Below are 15090 nucleotides of genomic sequence, written 5' to 3'. Positions count from 1 at the left end.
ATCTTCTCCTGTGTTATCTACAATCTATCTGTTATTATCAATAATATTATCCTAAAATTCTTAATTTCTACCTTTTATAATTCTTAAATATTTATTAAACAATACCTAAAGTAAATTAGTTATTAACCGTCCCCCAAAAAACAGAAGAGGCTACCCTTATGGGAAAGCCTCTTCATTATTATTATTATTTTATTATCCTAAGAACATTGCCATGTCATCTTCTACGTTTGTTATTCCACCTATTCCAAAGTTTTCAACTAAAACATTAGCAACATTCGGGGAGAGGAATGCTGGTAGTGTTGGTCCTAAGTGAATGTTCTTCACTCCTAAGTGTAACAACGCAAGTAGTACTATAACAGCCTTTTGTTCGTACCAAGCTATGTTGTATGCTATTGGTAACTTGTTAACATCATCTAATCCAAATACTTCTTTTAATTTTAGTGCTATTAAAGCTAAGGAGTATGAGTCATTACATTGTCCTGCATCTAATACTCTTGGAATTCCTCCAATATCTCCTAAGTTTAATTTATTGTATTTATATTTAGCACATCCTGCTGTTAAAATTACTGTATCCTTTGGAAGTTTTTCAGCAAATTCTGTGTAGTAGTTTCTGCTCTTAGCTCTTCCATCACATCCAGCCATAACAAAGAATTTCTTTATTGCTCCGCTCTTAACTGCATCAACAACCTTGTCCGCTAATGCAAATACCTGATTGTGAGCAAATCCACCGATGATTTCTCCCTTTTCTATTTCAATTGGGGCAGCGCATTTCTTTGCATGTTCAACTAAGCTTGAGAAATCTTTTTCTCCTTTTTCATTTGCATCTATGTGCTTTAATCCATCAAATCCAACTACGCCTGTAGTGTAAACTCTATTCTTGTATGAATCCTTAGGTGGCACTAAACAGTTAGTTGTCATAAGGATTGGACCATTAAACTTCTCAAATTCTTCGGTTTGTTTCCACCAAGCATTTCCGTAGTTTCCTGCGAAGTGTGAATACTTCTTAAATGCCGGATAGTAGTGCGCTGGCAACATTTCGCTATGTGTATAAACGTCTACTCCAGTTCCTTCTGTTTGTTCTAATAATTGCTCTAAATCTTTTAAATCATGTCCGCTTATTAATATTCCTGGATTGTTTCTAACTCCTATATTAACCTTTGTAATTTCTGGATGTCCGTAGCTTTCAGTATTAGCTTTATCAAGTATAGCCATACCTTCTACCCCGTACTTACCTGTTTCTAAAGTTAATGCTACTAAATCATTTACTCCTAAAGTATCATCTAAAGTTGCTGCTAATGCTTTGTGCATGAATCCAAATATTTCATTGTTTCTATAGCTTAAGTTGTTTGCATGTTCAACATATGCTGCTAATCCTTTTAATCCGTAAGTAATAAGTTCTCTTAAAGATCTTACATCTTCATCTTTAGTTGCTAATACTCCAACAGTTTCAGCCTTTGCATTGAATTCTTCTACATTATCAGCAAACCAAGTAGCTGCTTCTGGTAATTTTGATTCTTCTTCCTTCTTAAATCCTACAAAAGAAAGCATCTTGTTTAACCAATTTTCGTTAGCATTTGAATTTTCTATGCTTACACCAGCTTTTATTAACTCACTCTTTAATTCTTCTCTTAATTTTAATCCTTTTCTAATTCTTTCTATGAAAACATTTCTATCAAAGTTAGCGTTAGTTATTGTAGCAAATAGACTTTCCATAACAAAAGTATCTACTTCCTTATTAACTACTCCAACTTCTCTTCCTTTAGCTCCGTAAACTGCGATTCCTTTAACTACATATATTAATAAATCTTGAGCTTTTGCTAGGTTTTCGTCTTTTCCACAGACACCCTTTATTGTACAACCTGTGCAACCAGCTGCTTCTTGACATTGATAACAAAACATACTCATTATTAATTCCTCCGTTTTTTTCAATTATTTTTTATATATTTTTTTAATATTTTCTTTCTGATTTATTACTAACTGTCCATCAGACACTTAATTATCATTAACTGTCCCTCGACAATTCAAATTATACTAAAAAGATATACTTTGAATCGGTAACCTATGTTACAAAAACAAAAATAATTATCATTTTTTGCATATTTATTTTATAATTTTATGCACATACTATTAAATGTACAATATGTTTAAATAATTTTTTATGGAGGTTTTTTAATGCTTAGAAAAAATTCTAGTTTAATAGCAACTCTATGTATTACTTTATCATTAGGAATAAGCTCAAGTGCTTTGGCCCTTACAACCCCAAAGTCTGATGAAAACAAAAATCCTAATAATAAAATTGAAGGCTCTAAGGATTGCAAGGATCGTAAAGATTGTAAAGGGAAAAATGGAGAGCATAAGCATAAAGGCTTTATTCATCCTGACACTATGGAGAAGCTTGGAATAACTAAAGATGATATGCGCTTAGCTAAAGAATCTGGCAAATCTATATTTGATATCATTAAAGAAAAGAAGGGACTGTCCCCTAAAGAAGCTAAAAATATCATTATAGAAGATAAGACAAATAGAATAAACAAAAAAGTAGAAGAAGGTAAGATGCCTAAAGAAAAAGCTGATGAGATAATTATGAACATGAAATCTCGCATAGAGAAGTGGGATGGCACTTTCCCTGATTCAAAGTCTCATAGAAAAGAGTAGAAAAATTGCTTTGCAATTTTTCTACTCTTTTTTGCAATAAAACTCAAAAAAATAAAAACCGCATCAGGATTACCCTAAATGCGGCCTCTACTCTTTGATAAAATATATGTTTTTACATAATATATTATATCACATAAATTATAATATTATAAGTCTATTTGTCATAATATTTAATTCTTTTTTTTCTTAACAACCTTCAACCTAAAGAAATCTTCTCTTTCTTTTTCTTCTAAAATTCCACTTATGCTCTTTATTATTTCTTTAAACTTAGGGATTTGAATGTTTTCAAGGGCATTTGCTCTCTTTTGAGTTTTCTTAACCTCCATGGCCAACCTATATACAGCATTTTCAACTTGGGCTAAGGTATAGATTAAATATTTTATTTTGTTAAATTTCATATAAGCTAAGTCCATAGCTGAGTTAGTTTTATACATACTGTATCTTGGCATTATATCTTTTTCTTCATATTTTATTATAGGAACTTCCACTCCCATAACGGATTTAAAAATAACTTCATAATCCATGGCCTCTGGAATAGTTGCGGCTACCTCTTGAACTTCCTTTAATCCCATAGTTATGTTAGCTTTTTTTAAAGCTTCATAAGCGTCCCTAAAAGCCTCGTCAATTTGTCCCTGTAATTTTTTTGATAAATCTACATAAGACATAAGCTCTCTTATAAGAACATTTCTTTTTTTATCTAATAATTCAAAACCCTTCTGAGAAAATTCCAGTGAGTTTTTAGCGCTTATTAAATTTGCTTTAGTTGGAGCAATATTAAGCATTAGTACCACCCCTGTAATACTTTTTTAAAATTTCAGGGCTTATTCTATCTAACTCTCCTTCAGGTAATATAGATAATATTTCCCAAGCCAAATCTAAAGTTTTAAATATATCTCTGTTTTCTTCAAAACCTTGGTTTAAGAATCTTCCTTCAAACTCTTTTCCAAAGTTCATATATATTTTATCCACATCAGAAAGCTCATCTTCACCTATAACCTGTGATAATGCTATTACATCTTGAACATAAGAGTAACTTGCAAATAATTGATTTGATACTTCCGCATGGTCTTCTCTAGTGTATCCTTCTCCAATACCATCTTTCATTAACCTAGATAAGGAAGGCAGAATATTTACAGGAGGGTATATTCCCTTTCCTGAAATGTCTTTACTTAAAACCACCTGTCCTTCTGTTATATATCCAGTTAAGTCAGGAATAGGATGAGTTATATCTTCATTTGGCATAGTTAAAATAGGCAACTGCGTTATAGATCCTTTTTTATCCTTCATCATACCTGCTCTCTCATAAAGGGATGCTAAGTCTGAATAAAGATATCCTGGGTAACCTTTTCTACTAGGCACCTCTTCTCTTGAGGATGATAATTCTCTCAACGCTTCACAGTAGTTAGTTATATCTGTCATGATAACTAATATGTGCATACCTTCTTCAAAGGCCAAATACTCAGCTGTGGTTAATGCAGCTCTTGGAGTTATTAATCTCTCTACAATTGGGTCATCTGCTAAATTGGTAAACATTACGAGTCTATCCATTACTCCTGCTTCTTCAAAGCTTTTTCTGAAAAACTCTTTATCATCATGCTTTATACCCATGGCAGCAAAAACTACAGCAAACTTTTCATCAGAATCACTTCCAATACGAGCTTGCCTTACTATTTGAGCGGCTAACTCATTATGAGGTATGCCGTTACCTGAAAATATAGGAAGCTTTTGCCCTCTTATTAACGTAGATAGACAATCAATAGATGAAATACCTGTTTGAATAAAGTTTCTTGGATATTTACGCGCTACAGGGTTTATAGGTCTTCCATTTACATTGTATTTTTTACAACTAAAAACCTCTCCCCTGCCATCTATAGGTTTTCCTACACCATTAAATTCCCTTCCTAAAACTCCTCTAGAAAGACTAATCTCCAAAGGTTTTCCACTAAAAGAAACAGATGTATTGTGAAGGGATATTCCAGAAGTTGATTCAAACACCTGTATTATAGCCTTATCCTCATACAGCTGAACAACTTTTCCTTTTTTTACTCCCCCATCTTTTACCTTTATCTCTACAATTTCATCATATGAAACTCCTTCAACTTCAGATAGCACAATCAAGGGACCTTGAACTCTGTCTAATACTAAATATTCCTTTTTCACAATTTCCCCTCCCTTGTTATTGTCTATATTTTTTCATTAATTCCTCATAGTATGAGGATATTTTTTCTTCTATATTCTTGAAGCCTGATAAATCATCATTGGATATATTATATTTCATCTTTATCATCTCTCCAAAGATTTCTCCCTGTCTAATCTTAGAAATAGGAACTCCCATCTTTACACATTCATAAGCCTTATCATAGAATAGCTCTATAGTCTTTAACATTTTATATTGCTTTTCAAGGGGTACGTAAGTATCTATATCATGGTAAGCATTTTGTTGAAGGAATCCTACCTTTAATATTTTAGCTGCTTCTAAAATAAGTCTTTGGTCGTCTGGCAGGACATCTTCTCCTACAAGCTTTACTATTTCCTGTAGTTTATTTTCTTCAAATAATATTTTAAGCATTTTGCTTCTTAAATCCATAATATCTAAAGATACATTTTCTTCATACCATTCCTTAAGCATTTGAGTATATCCACTATAACTAGATAGCCAATTTATTGCAGGATAATGTCTTGCATAAGCAAGTTTCTTATCTAATCCTAAGAAAGCACTAACAAATCTTTTAGTATTTTGAGTTACTGGTTCAGAAAAGTCTGCTCCTGCTGGTGAAACCGCTCCTATTACAGTTACTGAACCTTCTGTGCTATTTAAATTTTCCACATAACCTGCTCTTTCGTAAAATTCTGCTATTCTTGAAGGCAAGTATGCTGGATATCCTTCTTCCGCTGGCATTTCTTCAAGTCTTCCTGATATTTCTCTTAAAGCCTCTGCCCAACGGGAAGTGGAGTCCGCCATAATAGCTACATCATATCCCATATCTCTAAAATATTCTGCTATGGTAATTCCTGTATATATTGAAGCTTCTCTGGCTGCAACCGGCATGTCAGAGGTATTTGCTATTAAAACCGTTCTGTTCATCAATGAAGTATTAGTTTTAGGGTCTATAAGTTTAGGAAATTCCTCCAAAACTTCTGTCATTTCATTTCCTCTTTCCCCGCAACCAATATAAACAATAATATCCGCATCAGACCATTTTGCTAATTGATGTTGAGTCATGGTTTTTCCTGTACCAAAGCCTCCTGGTATAGCAACGGTTCCTCCCTTTGCTATAGGGAAGAACACATCTAATATTCTTTGCCCTGTAACCAAAGGCTTGCTTAAAATCTTTCTTTTTTTGATAGGTCTAGGAGTTCTAACTGGCCATATCTGATACAGACTTAACTCATGCTCCCTTTCTCCATCTTTTAATGTAACAACTTTTTCTTCTATATTATATAAGCCACTTTGCTTAACTTTTATTACCCGTCCCTTAATTCCTGGGGGTACCATAAGCCTATGATTTATAATATTGGTTTCTTGAATCTCTCCATAGACATCTCCTTCTTGCAAAATATCTCCTTCTTTGCAAGTGATATTTACAAACCATTCTTTCTTTTCATCTATGGAAATAAGACCAATTCCTTCTTTTATAAAACCGTAGGAAATTTCATTTATTTTATTAAGAGGCCTTTCTATACCGTCAAATATATTTCCTATTATTCCTGGCCCTAGTTTTAAGGATAGTGGCATTCCAGTAGAAAAAATGTCTTCTCCTACTTTTAATCCTGAACTTTCTTCATAAACCTGTATGGTAGCTAAGTCTTTTTCTAGAGCAATTATTTCTCCTATAAGCTTTTTAGCTCCTACCATTACCATTTCTCTCATTTTAAATTTGGCCATGTTTTTTCCTTTAATAACAGGACCATTTATTCCAACAATAGTTCCTACTAGATTTTCCAATAGAACCACTCCTATCTATACCAATATCTCAGTTATTTTGATTCCTACTTTTTCAATACATTCCTCTATGCTACTATCTAAGCTACAGTCTATTCTAAATCTCATATTTTCAGCCTCTAGGATGTAGCCCCCTAATATATTTTTACTCTCTGGACTTATTTGAACATTATCTGCAAGTCCTTCTTTTTCTAATCTTTCCTTAAATCTCTTTAAGTCCTCATTATTAAAATATATAACAAGGGAGTTTTCATTTTTAATATTCTTTAATGTATTATCAATATTTGAAAATATATATTCCTCATAATCCTTTGAATTAATAAACTGAATTAAATTAGCTTTTATACCATCAACAGTTTCCTTGATTAACTCTTCTCTTAAATTTATAAGCTCTTGTTCTGATTCAAATTTAGCTTTAAAGAGCTCCTTTTCGTAGTTCCCTTTATGCTTTTTATATATTTCCTTTGTAATCTTTTCTTTGTAAGCCTGTATAGCTTTTTCTTCTTTTGCTATTTCGCTATTTATTTCTTCTCTAGCCTTCGTAAGCTTATCATTTATTTTAGAATTCGTTTTATCATATAATATTTTTTCAAAAAGATGTAATTTCTCCTCTATAGTAACCAATACTATCACCTCAAATCCTTATACCTATTGCCTCTTTTATATAGTGCAAAATCCAATCCTTTTCCTGATCATTTCCATGTCTATCTGGAACTTGAATTATTAGAGGCAAATATTTGGAGAGCTTTAACTCACTAATTCTTTCAGGAATCATTGCCTTAACTTTTTCCGTTACTACTATAATCCCAATATCCTTTAAAGCTACAATTTTATTTATACATTCTAAAGCTTCCTCTTTTGTGTTTACAATCTCTCCATCTATTCCTGAAATTTTAAGTCCAACTATAGTATCTATGTTGTCACTTATTAAATACATTTTCATAATATTTACCTCAAATCCTTATAATTAAATTTTAGATAATATCATTATAGATATTATTAGTCCGTAAATAGCTATACCTTCTGCAAGTCCAACGTATATTAATGTTTTACCAAGTATTGAAGGATCTTCAGATACTGCTCCTAATGCTGATGAACCAACGGCACCAACGGCGTATCCTGCACCAATTGTTGCTAGACCTGTACAAAGAGCTGCTGCTATATATCCAAGACCTGTAGCTGTTCCTAAATTTGCTTCTCCTGCTGCCTGTACTATATTTGGAATCATGAAAATTAATGCTGCACTTATAGCTGGTATAAAGGTTGAAAGGTTTATCTTCAAAGCCTTTTTAACATTACCAGTTCCTTTAATATCCGCCTTTGATTTTTCTACAAATCCATAAGTTATTGTTCCAATTGCTATTATAAAAGTTACCATTAATAAATATATCATTATAAATTACCTCCTAAATATACTCTCCATTATTAATTGTTATAGGCTTAAATTCCAGACCTGATCCATTGTAGTATTTGCTAAATAATTCATAGTATTCAAGTCTAAGGCCTTGTATTAAAACTATAAGTCCCTCTAAAACTATTATTATCACATTACCTAAAATGTAAATTAGTATGCTTCCAAGGGAATTTTTCATCATATTTGCTAGAGCTGAAAATGCTATGAATAAACCTACGTGATTCAAAACAAAGGCTCCAACTCTTATAAAGGATAGAGTGTTTGAAAACATACTTAAAAGAGTTTCAACAGCTCCAAATCCACTTTCTATAAAATAATCTGTTTTACTCTCTGAAAAAGTAAATCCCTTTTTCATTAATAAATGTGCAAGTGGTTGCCTTAATACCATTAGAGCCATCAATGCAACCAACATAACTATTAAAATGTTGCCATTTATTATATGATTTGAAGTTATAGTTGAATAAGCATAGATTAAAAGTCCTATGAAGAATGCCATTCCAGCTAATCCATTGTGACCAAAAAGTCCCTCTTCTAGATTTCTACTCTTTACGTTATTTATAATTCCATAAGTAAAACCTATTAGTAAAAGTACACATCCAAAAATTATGGCAGAAATAAGCACTGTTTCTATATTTTCCATAGGATTTATTAAAATTGGATGTATAATATGTTCAAATCCAAATATACTTCCGTACAAGAATCCAAATATAGTTGAGGTTATCCCCAATCTTTTTAGTATGCTTCCTGCAGTAGAATTTTTATCCTTATATTTCATAAGGAAGCCCGCAAGAAATAATACAGCCCCTTGACCTACGTCTCCAAACATAGCTCCAAACATTATCATGTAAGTTATAGCTAAAAATGAAGTTGGGTCTGTTTCATCATAACTAGGTACCCCGTACATATTAACCAACATTTCAAAAGGTTTTACCAAAAAGTTGTTTTTTAGCTTAGTTGGGGGGCATATATCTAGTTTTATTTCTTCAGTTTTTTTTTGAAGAAATATTATTTTTTCATCAATTCTTTTTACTTCTTCTTCAAATTTCTTTAAGCTTCTTTCAGTAACCCAACCAGATAAATAGAAGAAATCATTGCTATAGGCTACGTATTCTTTTAATTTCTCAGAGCTTTTCTCCAATTCGAAGCTCTTTAACATGGCTTCAATTTCCAACTTATTTTCTTTATAAAAATTGTCTATTTCTCTTTCAATAGTAACAATTTCATTACTTATATCTTTTAATTCCTTTTCAATCACTTCTATTATTTCTCTTGGAGTCCCTTTATATTCCAAAGGTGGCATATTAATTAATTCACAATTCAGAGAATTCAATATTCTATCCGAATCTATTTTTAATACCTTTGTACATAAAACCATTATTATTGAATAACCATTACCTTTATAAATCTTTTTTACCATAGCTGGTATATTTTCGTAATTAGCCTTTAATATATTAAGCTTTTCATCCCTTATCTTATATAGTTCCATTTCAAAGTTTTTTAGCTCATAGAATTGTTCCATAGGAATGTCTACTTCTAATACATACTTGAGGCTATTCTTATATTCTTCTAATTCCTTTTTTTTATTTTCAATGGATATTTGTTTTTCATGTAATTCTTTATACTTTTCTGATAGTTCTACTACTTTACCCTCTAATTCACCATAATTAAAAATTAAATTTTCTCGGTTAATTTTTTCATCTTTTCTGTTGCCAACTACTTCTAAAAGGTTCTTTATTTCCTTATTTATTCTAGAATAATCTCTTTTTTCTGAGTAGGGCTTTACATAATTTACATCAATTAAAGTATCTAGATTATCTTCTGTGGTAGTTATCTTAAAGTTTCCATGGTTGATTTCTTCTAAAGCATTTATTGGATGAAACATTTCTGTTAATACTACTTTTTTAGTTACTTCTTCCATTAAACTTATGGACGCTACCATGTTGATCATCATCATTTTTTCTATTGCCATAAACTCACCTCTCAATCAATATTAAAGCTTATATAATTTAACAATTCTTCATCGGCTACATTATATCTCTTCGCTTCCATGAGGGATATAATGTCTTTTATTTCAAATAATGCCAGTTGAAGATATGAAAAAACTGTGCCTATATTGTTTTTATGCTCTTTTTTATACTTTAGATGAATTTTTCTTATGTAATCCAAAATATCTCTTTGTAGCATATAATCTTCTTTCAACCCATATTTAAATAAGTCTTTGTATTTAGTTTTCTGTAAAATACTTATAAACTCATCAAGGTTTTTAGTGTAACATAATTCTTTTAACTTATTTATATTGATTTTATATCCATTAGGTATTGTTCTGTTCAAGATTTCTTCTGGTGTAAGATTATAATATTTCTTAGCTCTATAAATAAATTGTAGATTTAAAAGGTCTATATAAACTCCTACCATGCCCTTCATTATGACTTTATCTTCCCTATCTAATCTATCCAAAACTTTTATTATCTCTGTATAATATATATAGTCTAAAGACATTTCTAGTCTAAATAAACTTTCATCATTTTGGAAGTCTATATTACTGTGAAGATATTTTTTATAGGCACTATCCTTTAATATACTCATAACTTCATTTACATCTTTAGCACCTATGACCTTTTCAAAGGGTATTTTGTTTAATGGGCTGTCGTAGGTTATTAGAGATTTTATATTTATATGATTTCTCCCTGTGTGTTTTTCCCTAATTACTAATGTTAAATCTTCAAACTGATATTTCATAAACATAATATTAAATAACTTTTTATATTCACCGTTAAAAAAGCTACTAATGCTGTGAAAGTTATTTATATGCTCCTTCATTAAAGCATATTGAATATTTTCTTCTTGAATTTCTTCTCCAAAATAATTTTTATAAACTTCACCATACAAGGTATAATCTTTTATATAGTTTGCAACTTCTTCATAGCTCATGCATTGGAAAATTTTCCTGTATTGCTCTTTACTTAAAAATCTTCTTTCCATTGCTTTAAGTTTAGAATTTATAGCTGCATATCTAGTTATACTTCCCATAGCTACTCCCCCTTAGAGGAATTAATTATATAATCCATAGTATCTTTTATTAGAGCTTCTTTTATTGCCTGATATTTCTTATTTGACTCTTCAACCTTATTTCTTGTCTCTGTCTTTAAAGTTATTACTTCATCATGGGTTTTTTTATCATATTCTTCTGAAGTTCTTTCTCTTAAAGCCTTTAGCTCATCCTCAACCTCTGCCCATAACTTTTCAATTTTATTTTTTACACCTTCCTTCTCCTTTATTATTTCATTTTCTTTTATTTCTAAATAGCTGACCAATTCTTGATCCAAAGCTATTAAGCTTTCTATTTCTCTTTTCACAGACACCACCTCTTTTCAAAAATCTCTTTTAGTTTATACATAATATGAAAATACATTCTCCTTATTCAAAGTCGAATCATTTTTGAATCTTATTGAATTTTGTACGTTTCAAAACATAATATATATATTAGCAGTTGGCAAGAAGTAAATAAAGGAGGTTATTATCAGTTTTCTACCAATGTAAGTTTATGGTGCCTTGTTATAAAAAAATAGCTTGTACTATCGTAGCTATGCTAAAATTTCCACCAAAATCCTCTATTATTATTTACATATATTTGAATTAATTACAAAATAAAAATAAGTATCATAAATAAAAAACTAGTTGAAAATAGCTAAATCTAAGCTATCCCAACTAGTTTTTTTAGATTATCTATAATGTGTTGTGAACAAAAGCAGCTATTCTGTCAACTGGAATATCTGAAATAGCTCCTGTAGTTCTAACATCGCAACTTGGTCTTCCCTGGTTGTCTTCTCTTCCGTCATCTCTTCTATCTGATCCTTCTCTACATCTGTCTCTATCTCTACAACAACTTCCTAAAGCACATGCTGGAGCTGGGCCTATTCTATCTACTAATCTTATAAAGTTATTATTCACTGCTAAAAGAATTCCTGTGAAACCTTCTCCTGAATCTCCACCACTAGTAGTATATACAGTTACAACTTCTCCTATATATCTAGTCATATGATTTACAAATTCACCCATAATCCACTTTACCTCCTACAGTATTTATATTTTATAGCTTTTACGCCTAATATATAGTATGTAGTCTATTCTAAGCTGTTACTAAAATAATTTACAAAACAAATATTTTTTGCAAATATTTAAGACTAGAGGATATTTGGGTTACAACAACTCCTTTCCTCTAGCCCTTATTCCCACATTAATTTGTAATTATTATCTTATGATCTTTAAAATTTATCAAATCATATCCTGTAGCTTATCTAAATTTAAAGTGTATTGTGAACGAAAGAAGCTATTCTATCAACTGGAATATCAACTACAGATCCAGTATTACTAAATCTACAATTTATTCTTCCTCTATCATCTCTATCTCTGCCTCTGTCATCTCTATCTCTGTCTCTATCACAGCAGCTTCCTAAAGCACATGCTGGAGCAGGGCCTATTCTTGTTAATAATCTTATAAAGTTCCTGTTTGCTGCTAAAAGAACGCCAGTGAACCCTTCTCCAGAGTCTCCACCGCTAGTAGTATATACTGTTACAACTTCTCCTATAAATCTAGATATATGGTCTACAAAATTAGGATCTTGTCCGCAACTCATAATCACTTTACCTCCTATTGCATTTAATTTTTAGGCTTTTAACCTTAATATATACTATGTGGAGGTTTTAAACATGTTACTGAATTTCTATACAGTGTTATGAACAAAAGCCACTATTTTCTCTATTGGAATATCAACAATACTTCCAAGGCTATCTTTAATACATTTCTCCGAAGAACTTATTATTGATATAAGTGTTACAAAATCATTATTTGAGTTTAAAAATACACCTGTAAAACCTTCTGAAGCTCTTCCACCGGCTGATACAAATATTGTTACTGTTTCACCTTTAAATTTTGAAATATGGTTTGGAAAATCATGGGCAATATTCTTTTTTTCATCCGCTACAATTAATCCTTCCTTATGTTCCCCACTAATATAACCTTTCCTCTTCACCTCCAAGTTTTTTCTATTTTTTTCTTTTTTAACGGATTCTTTTTTGATATTTTTCTGATTTTCCAAGGATTTCTTTAATAAATTCAGCATCATATATCTTTTATAATATTCAATATTATTCGATAACATTAAACAAAAAACTACTAACAATAAGAATTGCCAGTAGTTTATCCTTTGATTTCTGTAGTAATAATGTTTTCCCATATAGTAAAAGTTATATTATTTCAAGGAAGGATCTTATAATACATAATATGTTTATTTTTCAAAACAGTTCCTCCCTTATATTCCTTTCAAAATATTATTTATTTCCTCACTAACCCTAATTCTTTCTTCATAAACCCACTCTTCATCGAAAGGTAATTCGAAAACCTTTGAAAAAGAATAATAAAGATTTATCTTTTGGTAATATAATTCTAGCTCATAAAGTTCTTTTGTTTTGAATTTCGGAAGTGTAATAGCCTTTCTTCTAGCTATAAATAATTCATCCATATAGTTTAAAAACTGCTCCATTATTTCTGGAGTTGTCACATCAAAAGGAATTTTTAATGTTTGCCATTGGAGGGCTTCTTCTAGTTTATATCCTTTAATGCTTTCTAAAACTATTAAGTATTCGCTTATATCCATCTTTCTATAAAACGGAGTTTTTTCTTCCCTTGTACTCCATAGTGCTAATTTTTCTTTTAATGGTAGTCCTTTAATTCTAAGTATGGCCTCACTAGGGCCTATAACCGCAGTGTCTATTATCTCATCTTCACTATTTATCATTTCCTCAATAAAACTTTGACCACTTCCAAAGGAAGTTAAATATCCTACTTCATATATTCCTTTTCTTCCAGCTCTACCACCAATTTGTTTCACCTCTTGAGATGTTAAAAATCTTACCTCATTGCCATCAAATTTTTTAACATCCATGAATATTATTCTTCTTATAGGCAGATTAACTCCCATGCCAATAGCATCTGTGGTTATTAAAATAGTGGTTTCTTTGTTAATAAACTGCTCATATTGCTTTCTTCTAACCTCTGGTGGTAAATCTCCATAAATTAAACTAGCTTTTATACCTAAGTCACCATAGTAGTAAGCAAGTTGTAACACTCTTTTTTTAGAAAATACCACCAAGGCATCTCCTGCTTCTATATCCCCGTATGAAAAACTTCTATGCTGAATTTCCAGTGGAACACTTCTTTTATACTCTTTAATTTCGTAATTATCTCTGCAGTCCTCTATTATATCTATTAATATTTCCTTAGAGTTTATTGCACCACATACATGTATTTCCTTGCAGTTTAATCCTAATAGAGCTCTAGTCCAAGCAGCTCCTCTAGAGTCATCGTTAATCATTTGTATTTCATCTATTATTGCTAAATCATATTGTTCTTTTAAATTTAGCTTTTCTATAGTGCAAGAAATATGTGTTGCGTCTTCAATTAATATTTCTTCTTCTCCTGTTAGAAGGTGGCACTTTACCCCTTCTCTATTAAGTTTTTCAAAATTTTCAAGAGCTAATATTCTTAAAGGGGACAAATATATCCCCTTTTTTACCTCTTTTAATCGTTCCATTGCATTGTAAGTTTTTCCTGTATTAGTTTCCCCTAAGTGAAGATAGAAATTTCTTTTAATTTTTCTTGCATCTTCATATTCCTCTTTAGGGTTTTGAGGAAATACTTCATCAAATTCTTTAAAAACTAGCTTGGGTATGTGGCTAGTTATTAAAACACTCATTATTCCTGACTTTAAATAAGCCTCATAATTACCTCTAACTACTTCATGAAAAGTAAAATTTGTCTTATTTTTTCTATTATAATCATTGATTAATTTAGTAGATACATTTTCTAATGCCTCTAAATATCTATCGTAAATCTTTTGAAAGTCTCTTAAATCTTCTCCTTCAAATTCCTTTAGATGCCGCAGTTTCCTTCTAATTGCTCCTTCATGTTCCCATAATCCATTTATACTTTTTGTGTTTTTAACTAAATTTTCTATGTGGGCTATTTCATTTTTTATTTTTCTAAAATTTCTTTCTACAGTTCTTCTCTTCATAGTTC

15 protein-coding genes are annotated in these 15090 nt (G+C 30.9%); 1 reads left to right on the top strand and 14 read right to left on the bottom strand.

Going from position 1 to position 15090, the window contains the following annotated elements:
- Window positions 1-192: 192 nt before the first annotated feature.
- Window positions 193-1905, bottom strand: coding sequence for a hydroxylamine reductase (gene hcp / locus ABDZ69_RS03980; RefSeq protein WP_343766851.1), 1713 nt, complete (start codon window positions 1903-1905; stop codon window positions 193-195).
- 267 nt (window positions 1906-2172) lie between these two features.
- Here hcp and ABDZ69_RS03975 point away from each other — a divergent pair, with 267 nt between their 5' ends.
- A complete protein-coding gene (locus ABDZ69_RS03975) occupies window positions 2173-2655 on the top strand; it encodes a hypothetical protein (protein ID WP_343766847.1) in 483 nt (160 codons plus the stop codon).
- Window positions 2656-2825: 170 nt separating this feature from the next.
- Here the strand turns inward: ABDZ69_RS03975 and ABDZ69_RS03970 are convergent, their stop codons facing one another.
- The 13 genes from ABDZ69_RS03970 to ABDZ69_RS03910 all read right to left on the bottom strand — a co-directional run bounded on the left by ABDZ69_RS03970 (window position 2826) and on the right by ABDZ69_RS03910 (window position 15085).
- On the bottom strand, window positions 2826-3437 hold the full coding sequence (locus tag ABDZ69_RS03970; RefSeq protein WP_343766845.1) for a V-type ATP synthase subunit D: 612 nt from the start codon (window positions 3435-3437) through the stop codon (window positions 2826-2828).
- A complete protein-coding gene (locus tag ABDZ69_RS03965) occupies window positions 3430-4815 on the bottom strand; it encodes a V-type ATP synthase subunit B (protein ID WP_343766843.1) in 1386 nt (461 codons plus the stop codon). Before ABDZ69_RS03965 ends, ABDZ69_RS03970 begins: the two co-directional genes overlap by 8 nt.
- A gap of 16 nt (window positions 4816-4831) precedes the next feature.
- On the bottom strand, window positions 4832-6610 hold the full coding sequence (locus ABDZ69_RS03960) for a V-type ATP synthase subunit A (protein ID WP_343766840.1): 1779 nt from the start codon (window positions 6608-6610) through the stop codon (window positions 4832-4834).
- Between the two features lie 6 nt (window positions 6611-6616).
- Window positions 6617-7222, bottom strand: coding sequence for a V-type ATP synthase subunit E (locus ABDZ69_RS03955; RefSeq protein WP_343766837.1), 606 nt, complete (start codon window positions 7220-7222; stop codon window positions 6617-6619).
- 10 nt (window positions 7223-7232) lie between these two features.
- A complete protein-coding gene (locus ABDZ69_RS03950; protein ID WP_343766833.1) occupies window positions 7233-7541 on the bottom strand; it encodes a V-type ATP synthase subunit F in 309 nt (102 codons plus the stop codon).
- 24 nt (window positions 7542-7565) lie between these two features.
- Window positions 7566-7991, bottom strand: coding sequence for an ATP synthase subunit C (locus ABDZ69_RS03945; protein ID WP_343766831.1), 426 nt, complete (start codon window positions 7989-7991; stop codon window positions 7566-7568).
- A 13-nt stretch (window positions 7992-8004) separates the two neighbouring features.
- Window positions 8005-9981 carry a V-type ATP synthase subunit I gene (locus ABDZ69_RS03940; RefSeq protein ID WP_343766829.1) on the bottom strand — a complete coding sequence of 659 codons (1977 nt, stop codon included), beginning with the start codon at window positions 9979-9981 and terminating at the stop codon, window positions 8005-8007.
- Window positions 9982-9992: 11 nt separating this feature from the next.
- A complete protein-coding gene (locus tag ABDZ69_RS03935; RefSeq protein WP_343766828.1) occupies window positions 9993-11042 on the bottom strand; it encodes a V-type ATPase subunit in 1050 nt (349 codons plus the stop codon).
- 2 nt (window positions 11043-11044) lie between these two features.
- Entirely contained in the window at window positions 11045-11368 is a 324-nt protein-coding gene (locus ABDZ69_RS03930; protein ID WP_343766826.1) for a hypothetical protein, read from the bottom strand.
- A 370-nt stretch (window positions 11369-11738) separates the two neighbouring features.
- A complete protein-coding gene (locus ABDZ69_RS03925) occupies window positions 11739-12071 on the bottom strand; it encodes an LSm family protein (protein WP_343766824.1) in 333 nt (110 codons plus the stop codon).
- 245 nt (window positions 12072-12316) lie between these two features.
- Complete coding sequence (locus tag ABDZ69_RS03920; protein ID WP_343766822.1) at window positions 12317-12649, bottom strand: hypothetical protein; 333 nt, start codon at window positions 12647-12649, stop codon at window positions 12317-12319.
- 87 nt (window positions 12650-12736) lie between these two features.
- Window positions 12737-13174 carry a hypothetical protein gene (locus ABDZ69_RS03915; protein WP_343766821.1) on the bottom strand — a complete coding sequence of 146 codons (438 nt, stop codon included), beginning with the start codon at window positions 13172-13174 and terminating at the stop codon, window positions 12737-12739.
- Between the two features lie 150 nt (window positions 13175-13324).
- Window positions 13325-15085, bottom strand: a complete 1761-nt coding sequence (locus ABDZ69_RS03910) for a helicase-related protein (RefSeq protein ID WP_343766820.1) — start codon at window positions 15083-15085, stop codon at window positions 13325-13327.
- Between the last annotated feature and the right edge of the window lie 5 nt (window positions 15086-15090).

The organism is Clostridium malenominatum (assembly GCF_039521365.1).
Classification (GTDB): Bacteria; Bacillota; Clostridia; order Clostridiales; family Clostridiaceae; genus Clostridium_AW; species Clostridium_AW malenominatum.
This window is presented reverse-complemented; position numbering and strand designations above follow the sequence as displayed.

Coding starts and splice junctions, on each gene's coding strand:
- ABDZ69_RS03945 (WP_343766831.1), bottom strand. CDS start 7,991: ATGATATATTTATTAATGGTAACTTTTATAATAGCAATTGGAACAATA.
- ABDZ69_RS03975 (WP_343766847.1), top strand. CDS start 2,173: ATGCTTAGAAAAAATTCTAGTTTAATAGCAACTCTATGTATTACTTTA.
- ABDZ69_RS03925 (WP_343766824.1), bottom strand. CDS start 12,071: ATGGGTGAATTTGTAAATCATATGACTAGATATATAGGAGAAGTTGTA.
- ABDZ69_RS03920 (WP_343766822.1), bottom strand. CDS start 12,649: ATGAGTTGCGGACAAGATCCTAATTTTGTAGACCATATATCTAGATTT.
- ABDZ69_RS03915 (WP_343766821.1), bottom strand. CDS start 13,174: ATGTTATCGAATAATATTGAATATTATAAAAGATATATGATGCTGAAT.
- ABDZ69_RS03950 (WP_343766833.1), bottom strand. CDS start 7,541: ATGAAAATGTATTTAATAAGTGACAACATAGATACTATAGTTGGACTT.
- ABDZ69_RS03970 (WP_343766845.1), bottom strand. CDS start 3,437: ATGCTTAATATTGCTCCAACTAAAGCAAATTTAATAAGCGCTAAAAAC.
- hcp (WP_343766851.1), bottom strand. CDS start 1,905: ATGAGTATGTTTTGTTATCAATGTCAAGAAGCAGCTGGTTGCACAGGT.
- ABDZ69_RS03910 (WP_343766820.1), bottom strand. CDS start 15,085: ATGAAGAGAAGAACTGTAGAAAGAAATTTTAGAAAAATAAAAAATGAA.
- ABDZ69_RS03940 (WP_343766829.1), bottom strand. CDS start 9,981: ATGGCAATAGAAAAAATGATGATGATCAACATGGTAGCGTCCATAAGT.
- ABDZ69_RS03935 (WP_343766828.1), bottom strand. CDS start 11,042: ATGGGAAGTATAACTAGATATGCAGCTATAAATTCTAAACTTAAAGCA.